General features: G+C 54.5%; 10 protein-coding genes. 4 read left to right on the top strand and 6 right to left on the bottom strand.

All coding sequences use genetic code 11. The features are described 5' to 3' along the window. Window positions 1–18: 18 nt before the first annotated feature. Window positions 19–1,169, bottom strand: a protein-coding gene (locus BFL40_RS06905) for an IS3 family transposase (protein WP_139213470.1) whose coding sequence is annotated in 2 segments (ribosomal slippage) — window positions 19–932 and window positions 932–1,169 — 1,152 coding nt in all. Because the reading frame shifts where the segments join, the coding sequence is not laid out codon by codon here. A 175-nt stretch (window positions 1,170–1,344) separates the two neighbouring features. Between BFL40_RS06905 and BFL40_RS06895 the strand changes: the two genes are divergently transcribed. Then, on the top strand, window positions 1,345–2,367 hold the full coding sequence (locus BFL40_RS06895) for a PD-(D/E)XK motif protein (protein ID WP_071483235.1): 1,023 nt from the start codon (window positions 1,345–1,347) through the stop codon (window positions 2,365–2,367). Next, window positions 2,357–4,129 carry an AIPR family protein gene (locus BFL40_RS06890; protein WP_071483234.1) on the top strand — a complete coding sequence of 591 codons (1,773 nt, stop codon included), beginning with the start codon at window positions 2,357–2,359 and terminating at the stop codon, window positions 4,127–4,129. Before BFL40_RS06895 ends, BFL40_RS06890 begins: the two co-directional genes overlap by 11 nt. Before the next feature lie 164 nt (window positions 4,130–4,293). Here BFL40_RS06890 and BFL40_RS06885 read toward each other — a convergent pair whose 3' ends face one another. The 5 genes from BFL40_RS06885 to BFL40_RS06860 form a co-directional block, all read right to left on the bottom strand. Further along, window positions 4,294–5,964 (bottom strand): DNA cytosine methyltransferase, encoded by a 1,671-nt coding sequence (locus BFL40_RS06885; protein ID WP_235864687.1) that lies wholly within the window; start codon window positions 5,962–5,964, stop codon window positions 4,294–4,296. 399 nt (window positions 5,965–6,363) lie between these two features. Next, window positions 6,364–7,614 carry a ribonucleotide-diphosphate reductase subunit beta gene (locus tag BFL40_RS06880; RefSeq protein WP_014719604.1) on the bottom strand — a complete coding sequence of 417 codons (1,251 nt, stop codon included), beginning with the start codon at window positions 7,612–7,614 and terminating at the stop codon, window positions 6,364–6,366. A 450-nt stretch (window positions 7,615–8,064) separates the two neighbouring features. Beyond that, a complete protein-coding gene (locus BFL40_RS06870) occupies window positions 8,065–9,330 on the bottom strand; it encodes a DUF1479 domain-containing protein (RefSeq protein ID WP_071483231.1) in 1,266 nt (421 codons plus the stop codon). Window positions 9,331–9,459: 129 nt separating this feature from the next. Then, window positions 9,460–10,323, bottom strand: a complete 864-nt coding sequence (locus BFL40_RS06865; protein WP_071483230.1) for a helix-turn-helix domain-containing protein — start codon at window positions 10,321–10,323, stop codon at window positions 9,460–9,462. 145 nt (window positions 10,324–10,468) lie between these two features. Further along, complete coding sequence (locus BFL40_RS06860; protein ID WP_071483229.1) at window positions 10,469–10,738, bottom strand: DUF2790 domain-containing protein; 270 nt, start codon at window positions 10,736–10,738, stop codon at window positions 10,469–10,471. A 397-nt stretch (window positions 10,739–11,135) separates the two neighbouring features. Between BFL40_RS06860 and acs the strand changes: the two genes are divergently transcribed. Then, entirely contained in the window at window positions 11,136–13,091 is a 1,956-nt protein-coding gene (gene acs, locus BFL40_RS06855) for an acetate--CoA ligase (RefSeq protein WP_071483228.1), read from the top strand. A gap of 642 nt (window positions 13,092–13,733) precedes the next feature. Next, window positions 13,734–14,519, top strand: coding sequence for an ABC transporter substrate-binding protein (locus tag BFL40_RS06850; protein WP_071483227.1), 786 nt, complete (start codon window positions 13,734–13,736; stop codon window positions 14,517–14,519).

Below are 14,519 nucleotides of genomic sequence, written 5' to 3'. Positions count from 1 at the left end.
TGAATCGCCCCGGATTCTCTAGACACCTTGCAAGCTCATTGCGTAACGCTTTTCAAACTCTACCGGTGACAGCTGATTGTTGAAACCATGGCGGCGTTTTACGTTGTAGAACATCTCGATGTAATCGAACACGTCACTACGAGCATCTTCCCGCGAGGTGTAGATTTTTCGCTTGATTCGTTCCCGTTTCAGAAGCTGGAAAAAGCTCTCGGCCACAGCGTTGTCATGACAGTTGCCTCGGCGACTCATGCTGGCAACCAAATTGTTTGCCTTCAAAAAGCTACGCCAATCGGAGCTGCTGTACTGGCTGCCTTGGTCGCTATGAATCATTACCTCTTGTTTCGGTTTACGCCTCCAAACCGCCATCAATAAAGCATCAATGGCTAAATCGCTGGTCATCTGCGACTTCATTGACCAGCCTACAACCTGGCGAGAAAACAGATCTAGCACCACAGCCAAGTACAACCAGCCTTCATACGTACGAATGTAGGTGATGTCGGTAACCCAAACCTTGTTGGGCTCCACGACATCGAACTGGCGCTTCAGCAAATTGGGTGAGGCGACAGCTGGCTTACCGCCGTACTTTCCAGGGCGGCGTCTATAACCTGTCTGAGAACGCAGACCTTCAAGACGCATCAGCCTCGCCACACGATGTCGACCACAATCTTCACCGACCTCGCGCAGATCGTCATGGATTTTGCGATAGCCATAAACGCCGCCGCTCTCCAGCCAGGAGTGCTTGATCAAACCTAACAGTCTCTGGTCGTCTTTGGCGCGTGCAGATTGCGGCTCAGACAGCCAGGCGTAATAACCGCTGGGATGGACTTTCAGCGTCAGGCAAAGCCGTCGAATCGAATAGTCGCCAGCGCGCTGCTTGATAAAGGCGTACTTCAGCCGCACTCCTTGGCAAAGTACGCGGCGGCCTTTTTTAATATGTCTCGCTCTTCAGTGACGCGCTTGAGTTCCGCTCGCAGACGACGCAGTTCAGCGTGCTGATCATCATCCTGCTGCCGTTCTTCTTGAGGTTTGCTGTAGCGCTTTATCCAGGCATAGAGGCTATGCGTCGACACACCAAGACGGGCCGCTACCTCAGCGACAGCCAGCTTCTTTTCGGTCACTTGATTGACTGCTTGGATTTTGAATTCTTCGGGGTAACGCGGGTTGCTCATGGCACCTCCTAATTGGCCTCAGTTTAAGGCAAAGAGGTGTCTACGAAACCCGGGGCGATTCACATAGTTCCAAGATGGAGCAAACCCATTATGGCTTTCGCCATCGCGTTTCCCAGCAGTGATAATCCGATAAGCGTGGAGTACGAAGTTAACCTCCTCTACTGGATGCAAGAATATGGCCCGTCCGAATGAAGAGTTCCTGCTAGCTTGGTCGTCACTTTCCGGAAATGACCTCATCCCAGGCTGGCAGGCTATTTCCCTCGCTTCTGCGGGGCCCGTTACGGTGCAGGCTGGACGGCGTTCGCCAGCCAATGTTGAAGCGATATTATTCTGCTTTCCGACTGCAAAGTTGGCTCGTGCTGAAAAACTGCCCGAGGGGCAGGGTTTTTTGATCGAGAGAGCGGATCCTGAAAATCATGGCGGACTTAGATTAGCGCTAACTCGTCAAGAAGCTGGAAGCACCGAGCTTTTCGCCGCAATGGTTCACGATGTAGTCGGCGCTTTAGACGACATCGCTTCTACTGGCGCTGAAGAAAATAAGTTGTTACGGGTTTTGATTGGCCGAATAGTTGCTTGGAAGCAGTTCATGTCACGAGGTGCGAATCCTCTCAGTCCTGAAGCGGAACTAGGTCTGATGGGCGAGCTTAACTTCATGATTGATCTTCTAGAGTCAGGAGTACCTGCGGAGGAAGTACTTCAAGGCTGGGTGGGGCCTGATGACGCCCCGCAAGATTTTCTGGTGGGGGACGGGGCTGTTGAAGTCAAAGCTACGATGTCCTCTTCTGGATTTTCCGTGAAAATAGGCTCCCTTGAGCAGTTGGACGACTCTGTAGTATCTCCTCTGTATCTCGCTGCCGTGCGTTTTTCGCCAGGGGAGGGCGGGTTCACTCTTCCCGAGAAGATTGCGGAGACCGAGTTGCAACTAGGTGGAAACCTAGGAATTGTCAACCTTCTTAGAGAAAGGCTAATGGTCTCCGGTTATTTCGAAGGCCACTTCAGCCATTACACACGAAAGTTCGAATTGAAGGAGAGGCATATTTTCTCTGTCACCGAGGGCTTTCCGAGGTTGACTTCAGGAATAGTCCCCGCGGGCGTCGCGCGCGCCCTCTACGAAATCAATCTGGACCACGCCGGAGCGTTCCTCTCAGACCTCGACGCGGCTCTGAAACTACTAGGAGTAAGTAAGGATGACGCTTGATGACTTTTTCGCGGAAACTAAGGGCGAGATAGCGACCCTGATGTCTGATGGCACACCCTTTGGCGAACTCGTTTTTTCAGAAGTGGTTATGCAGCATCTTGTTGATGCAGGAATGACTTTTGATCCTGTGGTCTGCCACTTTCAGGGAAAGATAGGCAACGCGAATTTGCGGTTGAGTGGCTATGCCATGTCTGAAGACGCTGATCAGCTTGATCTGTTCGTTAGTTTGTACGAGGGATTCGACAGCCTCAGTGCGATACCTGACCAAGACATCAAGACTGCAGCGGCCCAATGTGTCCGTTTCTTAGAGCTCTGTGCGGCCGGGCGTATTGCCGATAAACTTGATCCGTCAAGCGATGTCCATTCGCTCGCGCTGACGATTCGAGAGATTTATGATGGGCTTGAACAGGTTCGTGTATACGTACTCACAGACGGTATAGCTAAATCGAAAAGCTTTAAACCGCGTGACGTTGGCGGAAAACACGTAAAACTTGAAGTTATGGATATTGAGCGTTTATTTCGCCATCGCTCTGAGGGCAAACCCCGCGATGAGCTTGTCATTGACTTCAATGATGTATCTGGTTCCCCACTGCCGTGCGTTTTCGTACCTGGCGAAACAGGAGACTATGACTATGCACTTACCGCAATTCCAGGAGAGGCGCTTCGATTTATTTATGAAAAATTCGGCCCTCGCTTACTTGAGGCCAATGTGCGCTCATTTTTGAGTGTGAAGTCAAAGGGGGTGAATGCTGGACTTCAAAATACTTTGCGAAACTCTCCAGAAAGGTTTATGGCTTACAATAACGGAATTGTATTGGTCGCTGATGAGATGCGGCTGGATCGCACCGCAGACGGATCTCCAGGCATCGCTTGGTTGCGTGGTATGCAAATTGTCAATGGTGGCCAAACTACAGCATCAATTTTCTTCGCTAAGAAGAAATATGCCGACACGGATTTGAGCAAAGTACGCGTCCCAGCTAAAATTATCGTTATGAAAGAGCAAGATCCTGCAAAGGAGGAAGCGCTTGTCTCTGACATCTCCCGATATGCCAATAGTCAAAATGCTGTTCGGCAATCGGATCTATCTGCCAATAAGCCGTTTCATGTCGATATTGAGCGGTTGTCGCTCTCTGTATATTGCCCTGATGGCATGGGGCGATGGTTTTATGAGAGAGCTGCGGGAAGTTATAATACTCTTCTTGCCCGTGAGGGTGTAACACCAGCTAAGCTCCGTGCCCTGAAGGAGTCTGTACCTACTTCAAGGAAGATCACAAAGACTGAGTTGGCGAAGTATTACACCGCGTGGGAAGGAAATGCTGATGTTGTAAGCCTCGGCGCTCAGAAATGCTTTGATCGCTTTATGTCTGATATGACTGAAGTGGAGTCTAATGAGGCGATTTTTATTCCGGATGTTGCTTACTTTAAGGCTATTGTTTCTAAAGCCCTGCTATTTAAAGCAGTGCACAAAACAGCCCGTCCATTGGTTCCGGCCTTTCTCGCGAACGTTGCCGCTTATACGGTTGCAGTAATTTCTCATGCTTACGGTGATTCATTTAATCATGAACGTATCTGGAATAGGCAAGGTGTTTCTCCCCAGCTTGTTAAGCAGATCGAAATCTGGGCCCAAGAGGTCAATGATCGTCTTCATGACACCGCAAATGGCAAGATGATCTCGGAATGGGCAAAGCGACCAGAATGTCGAGATGCTATGTTCTCCCGGCCGTTCTCTTCACCTTTGGTAGATTTGCCTGAGGCGCTTTAATACCTCAGGCATTAGATATAGCTCAAAGCTTGTAGCAAGATCTGGCAACACGCGAATTTTAGTTGGCTGGGGGGGAGGCAGGGGGTTCGCCATCTTTTCGGGGGGGGGGCTCTGCCCCCAAGACTATCCGTTGGATGTAGTGCTCGATGGGGCACTTGGTTCGATCAGGGTTTTGGCGATGCTCGGCGATTTTTTCCTGATCTATAGGAGTCGATTACCGCTGCGACTACGGCTGCGATTTTTCTAGCAAGAAGTGGCGGCACTGCGTTTCCTATCTGTGTGTACTGTTGCGTTCTATTTCCCTCGAAAAAGTAATTGTCAGGAAAAGTCTGCAATCGGGCCGCTTCGCGGACAGTCAAGCTGCGGCACTGACTTGGATCAGGGTGTATGTAGTAGTGGCCATCTTTAGCTATGTGGGCGACAACCGTTGTAGAGGGGCCATTTTTCATTTGAACTCTAAAGCGGTCACTAAAGGGGACCGAGTCAGAGGAAACGTTCTCATGAGCTGGTAGGAGCTGTACTGGGAATTGGTGTATTTTTGGAGAGGCGTCGTTCAGCTTCGCGTAGCTAGCTGCAAAGATGTACCTATGCAGATCAGAGCGCATATGACTTCTTGCCTCATGCTGTAGCACCCCTTTCAGTTTGGTATCGAGGAACCAGTCACGCTGCTTGGCGTTCATTTCTGGAACTACCGTCCAAGGTATAAATGCTCCGCCGTTAGAGTTAAGCCTTTGTGCTTTAACCGCCGCATCTTTCATGGCATCGATTAACTCACTGCGGCCGGCTACATAGGGCCGTAAAAGCAAGGAACTGGCTTCATCCAGCGCTGATAACCAGGCTTCGAGCGAGTCTCCACCTCTTGAGATCTTGCTCCTGATTGGAGGGAGCCCTGATAAAGCCTGCCCAACTGTAAACACAGTTTTGCTGCGCTCCATTACTAGCTTGTGAGGACTTTCCAACAAGGCGGGACAGTTTGAGGCGACGTCAGAGCGAATCCCAAGCAGGATAACGCGATGTCTAGCCTGCGGAAGGCCGTGGCGTTCTGCTTGAATGACAAAGTCGTGTGGATCTGGTTTTTCCACGTCTTTAGGGACGACTAAAGAGCGAATGTTGTACGAGAGATCTCTGGCAGGAGCTGAGAGGTCTTCTAAAATTTGCTGGAATATGTGCGAGCCACTGTGTTTTGAGGACAATATGCCTTTAACGTTCTCCATTACGAAGATCGTTGGTTTGAACTCGCGAATAATCCGCAAATACTCTTTATAGAGAAAGTGCTTTTCGTCGCTCTCAAACTCCTCTTGGCTCTCGCGTGTACGACGGGCCCGTCCCGCGACAGAGTATGCTTGGCAAGGCGGTCCGCCAATGAGAACCCAATCTTCAGCGCCAACCAAGGCTTCCTTGATCCAATTGTCGACTTCGTCCGGCGAAATTTTACCAAGCTCTGCGAGCTTAGCTTCTTGCGCGGCCTCTACGGCTTCTGCCGGGACGTCTGGGTGATTGAAAAGCTCTTCACGAGTAATCTCTCCCCGGATGTATTGGTAATAAGCTTCTGGCGCTTCGCCTTTTGGGAACGCGCGAAATAATGCGCGGAGGGATAGTGTGGCGTGAGCGACAGCATCTTTCTCGATCGAGACGCGAAGCTGGAACTTACGCACTCCCTTCTCATGGCCGCCAATTGAAGAGAATCCCTCCCCTAGTCCGCCCGGGCCCGCAAAGAGGTCGATGACCGGGATAGATTCCTTATATTTCATTGATTTAGTCGATGCGCCTGAGACAAAAATAAAAAAAGCACATTGCAGCGCTCGGGAGAATTGCGGCACCGGAGAGGCACGCATTTATATGCGATAAATGGTAACGGTTCACCAGGTACTCGGCAAGAAATGAACCTTGGAAAGAGGAACTGAGTTTCACCGTATACAGATGCACAGTGGGGCGTGAATTTTGCCCCATTATCCAAGCGACCAATAAATGACTGAAACCTAGCGATTACCAATCTAGCTGGGGTATTGGAAACTCTACGTCCGTGAGACGAAGCCCGGTAAGGCCATCGCTCGCGCGTAAGGTGTAGGTCTTGGCGGGCGCGCCCATCCAGTAAAAAGTCTGTATCAATCACTCTAAGTGATGTTCGCATGATGAAATTTATATCCTGGAGTGCAAAAAGCCCTGAACAGGTCAGGGCTTTTTTGCACGTTTTAGCTATTCGCTCAAGCCTAGCAAATTCGCTGGCTTAGAAATCAATCCCAGCTAAGCGCCCCACCAGTTTGATACTCAATAACCCGAGTCTCAAAGAAATTCTTCTCTTTCTTCAAGTCCATGATCTCGCTCATCCAAGGAAACGGGTTAGTCGTCCCCGGATACTCTTCCTTCAACCCAATCTGCGACAGACGACGGTTCGCGATGAACTTCAGATAATCCTCCATCATCGCCGCATTCATCCCCAACACGCCGCGAGGCATAGTGTCGCGAGCGTACTCGATCTCCAGCTGAGTCCCTTGAAGAATCATCTGGGTCGCTTCTTCCTTCATCTCGGCATCCCACAAATGCGGGTTTTCGATTTTGATCTGGTTGATCACATCGATACCGAAGTTCAGGTGCATCGACTCATCGCGCAGGATGTACTGGAACTGCTCTGCCACGCCGGTCATTTTGTTGCGACGGCCCATGGACAGGATCTGGGTGAAGCCGCAGTAGAAGAAGATGCCTTCCAGGACGCAGTAGTAGGCGACCAGGTTGCGCAGCAGTTCTTTGTCGGTGTCGACGGTGCCGGTTTCGAACTTCGGATCGGAGATCGAGCGGGTGTACTTGAGGCCCCAGGCTGCCTTTTTGGCGACTGATGGAATCTCGTGGTACATGTTGAAGATCTCGCCTTCATCCATGGCCAGCGATTCGATGCAGTACTGGTAGGCGTGGGTGTGGATCGCTTCTTCGAAGGCCTGGCGCAGGATGTACTGGCGGCACTCCGGGTTGGTGATCAGGCGGTACACGGCCAGGACCAGGTTGTTGGCAACCAGGGAGTCGGCGGTGGAGAAGAAGCCGAGGTTGCGCATGACGATGCGGCGTTCGTCGTCGGTCAGGCCTTCGGGGTTTTTCCACAGGGCGATGTCGGCGGTCATGTTGACCTCTTGCGGCATCCAGTGGTTGGCGCAGCCGTCAAGGTACTTTTGCCAGGCCCAGTCGTACTTGAACGGCACGAGTTGGTTGAGGTCAGCGCGGCAGTTGATCATGCGCTTTTCGTCAACGGCGACGCGGGCGGAGGCGCCTTCGAGTTCGGCGAGGCCTTCGGCGACGTCGAGTTTGTCCAGCGCAGCCTTGGCGCGCACGATGGCGGCGGAGTCATTGGCGGTGACGGCGCGGGCTTCAACGGCGGCGGCAGCACCGGCACCGTCGAGGCGGTCCATGTTGGCTTCGGTGGCGTGGCCGGCGTTGGCGCCTTTAGCGGCTACTTCGCCTTCTTCTTCTTTGTCGAATTCGTCCCAGCTCAGCATGACGTGTCGTCTCCTGCGTGAGGGCTCAAAGGTGCCCGTGTGAAACCGGATGGTTGGGTGTTCACACGGCCCTGAGGCCGCGGTGGATCTTAAGGAATCGTTTGTTGCAACAGCTAGCGCAGGCATTAAACGGAATTAGGTAACGGGTGCTCTGCGTGAGGCTGAGGGGCGGAGCGACAGGTGCACGCTCCAGCGGGGCCTCAGGTCTGGCTCTTCATCCCAGTGTAAAGGGATATTGCAGGCCCGATTTACCCGCGCATTATAGGGAAAAATTCGGCTTTGTGTTGCGGCGGATGGTCACGAGCGAGCGCCAAAATGCCGTGGTTTTCGGCCAAAGCGTGTGTTTGCAAGGCTTTGCCAGGCTTGGTTTTTTTTGACAAGCGGTAGGTGCTGTTTTTGGCGTGCTGGTCTTGGGGCGAGTAGTGGTCGACTCGGCATGCCTGTGACGCGTTATTCCAGCCCCAGCCCTTTGCGGCCCAGCGCATTCAGTTGCGCTGTCATGAATCGGTCTTTCCAGTGTTGCTCGTAGTTTTCATCGGGAAAGTCATTCGGCGAGACGCCTTGCTCGAACGCCCTGCACACGTCTTTGGCGTAGCGCAGGTTTTTTGGGCACATGGGGGCGGCGGGTACGTACATCACGTTGCCCCAGCCCTGTTGGTTTGTAACGGGGGCGACGCTGTGGATTACATCGCAATGCCACCAGATGGAATCGCCGGCCCGTACATCCGGAATCGGCGTCATGCCCTGCACCAGCAGCGGGTGCCATTTCTCTGAAACCGGCAGCACCTTGCCCGGCGCAACGCCGCATAACTCGTCTTCCGGGACGTCATCCAGCAGCGGGCGCAGCAGCATGTAGGCGATGGCCTTGGGAATCGGCAGCGTGTGCAGCACGCCCTGGTCGGCGCGCATGTCGCACAATGCGGTCCAGCCCTGGAAGGTGCGGAAGGCCGAGCATTTGGTGCCTTCGTAGGCATATTCATCAACGTCGGTGCGATGCGCGGCATCCCATGGGTCGTACGCGTTGAAGTCATTGCGGTAGATCTTGTCGAACACCTTCAGGTAGGCAGGATGCAGCCAGCGTTCCAGCGCCCCGGAGTCGATGTGTGGGCCAAGCCCTTTGGAGGTGGTACCGGGCGGACGGCGCCTTACGCGGTCGGGATACAGCGCGTTGACGTCTGGGTCGAACCATTGCTGGCCTTGGGAGTTGATGGTCCATAGGCGATTGAGGAACGACTGCGCAGTGCCCATGCGTTCGTGTTGGCGCAATTGCATCTGAGCGTCGGACCAATAAATCGGGAAGATTTCCGGGCGGGAGGCCTCGAGGTTGCCGAAGAAGTTGTCGGCGGGGCCGCGATACACCGCGTCAAATTGGTGGGTGTCCAGGTAGTCCAGCAGGCTCTTGTCCCAGCCCAGCACTTGCTGGCGTGGGAAGTGGTTGCGGATGACCAGGCAGCCTCGGCGCTTGATCAGTGCGCGTTGTTCTTCGGTTACCTGGCCGCTGGCGATGGTTTCAAAGTCGACTTCGGGCCAGGCGGAACCGCTCAGGGCTTGCTGGGTTTTGATCGAGGCGATTTCGGCGGCAATGAATTCGCTAACCTCGGCAAACAAGGCATTCACGTCACCGATTTGCGCGCGCAATGCCTTTTTCATGTTGACGATGCTGTGCTTGTAGTCGTCCGGCAGCTCGGCGCTTTCGAAGGTAGGGTAGTTGCTCATGGGGTGACCTGTAGTGTTGTGCATACAGGTATGGAATCACTCCAGCAGGCTTGGGTGGCAGTCCGATTAAGCGCGTTGAATAGTACGATTGTGGCGTTTGCTGTGAGTCGAATAGAAGAATCAGGCTGGCTACCGGAAGTGATGCCCGTGCTGTTCGCGGAATTGCGTGGGCGTGATGCCTTTTTGCGCTTTGAACTGACGATTGAACAGCGCCTGAGAGACGTAACCCACGTGCTCGGCGATCGTGCTGACCGCCAGGTTGCCCTGCATTAACAGGGCACAAGCGTGTCCGATGCGTAGGCGCACGATGTAGTCCAGCGCCGTGCAGCGTGTATGCCTTCGGAACATACGATGAAAGGCTGAAACGCTGACACAGGCCATCTGCGCCAATTCGGGAATGCCCAACGGTTGCGCATAATGGCCATGCAAGTAGTCCAGCACGCGGCGGATACGGGCATCTTCAACAACCTGGGGCGATGTGTTTTCCACCGCGACTCGCTGCGCCGCTACATCGCGTGACAGTGTGTTGAGCACGGTTAGTAGTGAAATCAGCCGCTGGGAAGCGTCTTGCTCGACCATGGCTTCGATCACAGGACGAAGTGCCTGGGACGTGGGCTCGCTGAAACTCAGCGCGTTTTGCGCCGCAGCCAATAACGCTCGGGTCGAGGCCATTTCGGGAAACAATTGCACCAGGGAATCCGCCCAGGCTTCTGAAAACCAGATGACTAGCGCAATGTGCGGTTTAGCCGGGTCAAGGCGCTCAGCGGAGGACCAGCTATGGGGCACATTTGGGCCCACCAGTACCAGGTCGCCATCATCGTAGAGCGCCACGTCGTTGCCGATGTAGCGATGCCCGCGACTGTTGAGGGTGAGGGTCAGTTCGTATTCGGGATGGTGATGCCACTCAAACGGGATAGCCTCCAATAGACGCCTGTTCAGCAGGGTCCAGGAGGTAGTGGCCTCAGTAGGGATTTTCTCGAAACTGGCTCTCATGAACGTATCCTGCCTTGCAGCGGGAGTAATGACGCCACGATCGTAGCATTCGAATCAAGCGGGAGAGGAGGGGGTTGGTTCTTGGCCGCAAGAACGATTTCTTGCGGCAACCAAGATCCGGGTTTAAACCTAACTAACCAAGTTATTACCCGTTAGAGCAACCATTACCCATCACCTGATAATTAAGAATATGACGCTGACCTTGGGAGTCTTCATATTCCATCTTCACCGGTACAACTTCGCAGACGTCCGGGATATTGCTCATGGACACTACTTTGGCGACATCCAAGTGCGTGCTGTAGGTGTAATCCTCAACAATCGGGGCGTTCTGGCCAGCTACGTCAGTCGGGGCTTCGTCGGCCAGGGCGGCGGTGGCGCACAAGCTGCTGAGGGCCATAACTACTAAAGCTTTCATTTCTCTATTTACCTTCTTCAGGGCGAAAGGGGGCACGGGGCCTTTGTGAGGCCGCGTGTGTAACTTAAGAGTTGGGAAGTTCGGATTAACGTTGCCTTCGTGGGGGCTGTTACGGTGTTAATCACTGTGTCGTGTTGACGGAATTGATTTTAGGCTCGCGGGTTATATTCATATACCCGTGCTTTTGATAAACACTATTGGCGGTTTTTGTAACAATCCCGTGGTAAAGCTTTTTTCAGAAAGCCGCAAAGCGGTGCAGGCCGTGGGCCAGAGCCCCATAAGTGCATAGCAGGGCAGTTTGTAGGGGCTTGTTACTACCATCGTCGAATGGTTCTATGGGGCGCCCCCGGCTACAACAGGGCATACAAAAACAACGATTGTCACCGAGGTAAGAAAGATGAGTGCGGCTTCCCTGTACCCCGTTCGCCCCGAAGTAGCAGCCAACACGCTGACCGACGAGGCGACCTACAAGGCCATGTACCAGCAGTCGGTGGTCAACCCCGATGGCTTCTGGCGCGAGCAAGCCAAGCGCCTTGACTGGGTCAAGCCTTTCACCGCGGTGAAGCAGACCTCTTTCGACGACCACCATGTCGATATCAAGTGGTTTGCCGATGGCACCCTGAACGTTTCCTACAACTGCCTGGACCGTCACCTCGCCGAGCGTGGCGACCAGGCGGCGATCATCTGGGAAGGTGACGACCCTTCCGAAAGCCGCACCATCACCTACCGCGAGCTGCATGAAGAAGTCTGCAAGTTCGCCAACGCCCTGCGCGGCCAGGATGTGCACCGCGGCGACGTGGTGACTATCTATATGCCGATGATCCCTGAAGCTGTGGTCGCTATGCTGGCGTGTACCCGCATCGGTGCGATTCACTCGGTGGTGTTTGGTGGTTTTTCGCCGGAGGCCCTGGCCGGTCGCATCATCGACTGTAAGTCGAAGGTGGTGATCACTGCCGACGAAGGCATCCGCGCCGGTAAGAAGATTCCGCTGAAGGCCAACGTCGATGACGCGCTGACCAACCCGGAAACCAGCAGCATCCAAAAGGTCATCGTGTGCAAACGCACCAATGGCGCGATCAAGTGGAACCAGCATCGCGATATCTGGTACGAAGACTTGATGAAAGTGGCGGGCACCGTGTGTGCGCCTAAAGAGATGGGCGCCGAAGAGGCACTGTTCATCCTTTATACCTCCGGCTCCACCGGCAAGCCTAAAGGCGTGCAGCACACCACCGGCGGCTACTTGTTGTACGCAGCCCTGACCCACGAGCGCGTGTTCGACTACCGTCCGGGCGAAATCTACTGGTGCACCGCCGACGTTGGCTGGGTCACCGGCCACACGTATATCGTCTACGGCCCGCTGGCGAATGGTGCGACCACGCTGCTGTTCGAAGGTGTGCCGAACTATCCGGATATCACCCGGGTGGGCAAGATCGTCGACAAGCACAAGGTCAATATCCTCTACACCGCGCCGACCGCGATCCGCGCGATGATGGCTTCCGGCACCGCTGCCTGTGAAGGTGTGGATGGCAGCAGCCTGCGCTTGCTGGGTTCAGTGGGCGAGCCGATTAACCCGGAAGCGTGGGACTGGTACTACAAGAACGTCGGCCAATCCCGTTGCCCGATCGTCGACACCTGGTGGCAGACCGAAACCGGCGCCACCCTGATGAGCCCGCTTCCGGGTGCCCACGCGCTCAAGCCGGGTTCGGCGGCACGGCCGTTCTTCGGCGTGGTGCCGGCGCTGGTCGACAACCTGGGTAACATCATCGAGGGCGCTGCCGAAGGTAACCTGGTGATCCTTGATTCGTGGCCAGGCCAGGCACGCACGCTGTACGGCGACCATGACCGTTTCGTTGATACCTACTTCAAGACCTTCCGTGGCATGTACTTTACCGGTGACGGCGCGCGTCGTGATGAAGACGGTTACTGGTGGATTACCGGGCGCGTGGATGACGTGTTGAACGTGTCCGGCCACCGCATGGGTACTGCCGAGATTGAAAGTGCGATGGTTGCGCATCCGAAGGTCGCCGAAGCGGCGGTGGTGGGTGTGCCGCATGACATCAAGGGGCAGGGTATCTATGTGTATGTCACGCTCAAAAATGGCGAAGAACCGAACGAAGCGCTGCGCCTGGAGCTGAAAAACTGGGTGCGCAAAGAGATCGGGCCGATTGCTTCACCGGATGTGATCCAGTGGGCGCCAGGCTTGCCGAAGACCCGGTCGGGGAAAATCATGCGGCGGATTTTGCGCAAGATTGCCACGGCTGAGTATGACGGGTTGGGGGATATCTCCACCCTGGCTGATCCGGGGGTGGTGGCGCACTTGATTGAGACGCACAAGGCCATGAACGCCGCCTAAGGCCGCGTACAGAGCCCCACTCGGTGAAAACCGGGTGGGGCTTTTTTGTACATGCCGATCGTTCCCTCGCTCTGCGTGGGAATGCCTTCTGTGACGCTCCGCGTCACGACTTCAAGAGCGGACGCAGAGCGTCCAGGGCTGCATTCCCACGCAGAGCGTGGGAACGATCAGTGCGGAGCCCAATAAATATCGACTTCCATCGTAGGACGTTTCTGAATGTTACCGACTCCCCTAAATGTGTAACCTCCCGCCCGAACATGAGGCAAAGTGCTACGCCCACGCCCCGAAAAGCCGCGTTTTAGACACCCCAGGAAATAAGATTAAACGCCAGACTTGCCGTGCTAGAAGGGTTTGCGAATAATAGGCCCGCTATTTGCAGCATCAACAGGTTTAATATCTTTTGTCTCTGCATAAAACTCAGGGGCTGTCAATGTGCTGGAACCGCTTTCTCAGTGCTTCTGTAAATTGTTGTCGCATTGAGGAAATATCGGCTTCCGGCCTGTCGTTAGAATGCCGATCACTCGCTCGTCGTCTCAGGTGTTGAACCTGCGTAGGACGCAGCACCGCTATTCGGTTTCACTTAAGCCGCACCGTGGGCCACGGCTCATACTGCTTTTTGCCCTATACCGATGGAGTCCCAAGATGAAGAAACTCGTGCTGTTGGGCGCCCTGGCGCTGTCCGTGCTGTCCATGCAGGCTTTCGCTGATGAAAAGCCCCTGAAGATTGGTATCGAAGCGGCTTACCCTCCGTTTGCCTCGAAGGCGCCGGATGGCAGCATCGTGGGTTTTGACTACGACATCGGCAACGCCCTGTGCGCAGAGATGAAGGTCAAGTGCGTGTGGGTCGAGCAAGAGTTCGACGGCCTGATTCCTGCGCTGAAAGTGCGCAAGATCGACGCAATCCTGTCGTCCATGTCCATCACTGACGACCGCAAGAAGTCCGTGGACTTCACCAACCGCTATTACCTGAGCCCAGCGCAGTTGGTGATGAAGGAAGGCACCACCGTCAGCGACAGCCTGGATGAGTTGAAAGGCAAGAAGATCGGCGTGCAACGCGGTTCGATCCACGATCGCTTCGCCAAGGAAGTCCTGGCCCCTAAAGGTGCCACGGTTGTGCCTTACAGCTCGCAGAACGAAATCTACCTGGACGTGGAGGCCGGTCGCCTCGACGGTACCGTGGCTGATGCCACCCTGCTGCAAGACGGCTTCCTGAAAACCCCAGCCGGTAAAGGCTACGCGTTCGTAGGCCCACAGTTCACCGACGCCAAGTACTTCGGTGACGGCATCGGCATCGCAGTGCGCAAAGGTGACAAGGCCGAGTTGGACAAGATCAACGCGGCCATCGCGGCGATCCGTGCCAACGGCGAATACAAGAAAATCCAGGACAAGTACTTCGACTTCGATATTTACGGCGCTGACCCTAAGTAA

The sequence above is a fragment of the Pseudomonas costantinii genome, from assembly GCF_001870435.1.
GTDB lineage: Bacteria > Pseudomonadota > Gammaproteobacteria > Pseudomonadales > Pseudomonadaceae > Aquipseudomonas > Aquipseudomonas costantinii.
The sequence above is the reverse complement of the archived record's forward strand: the minus strand, read 5'-3'. Positions and strand labels throughout refer to the sequence as shown.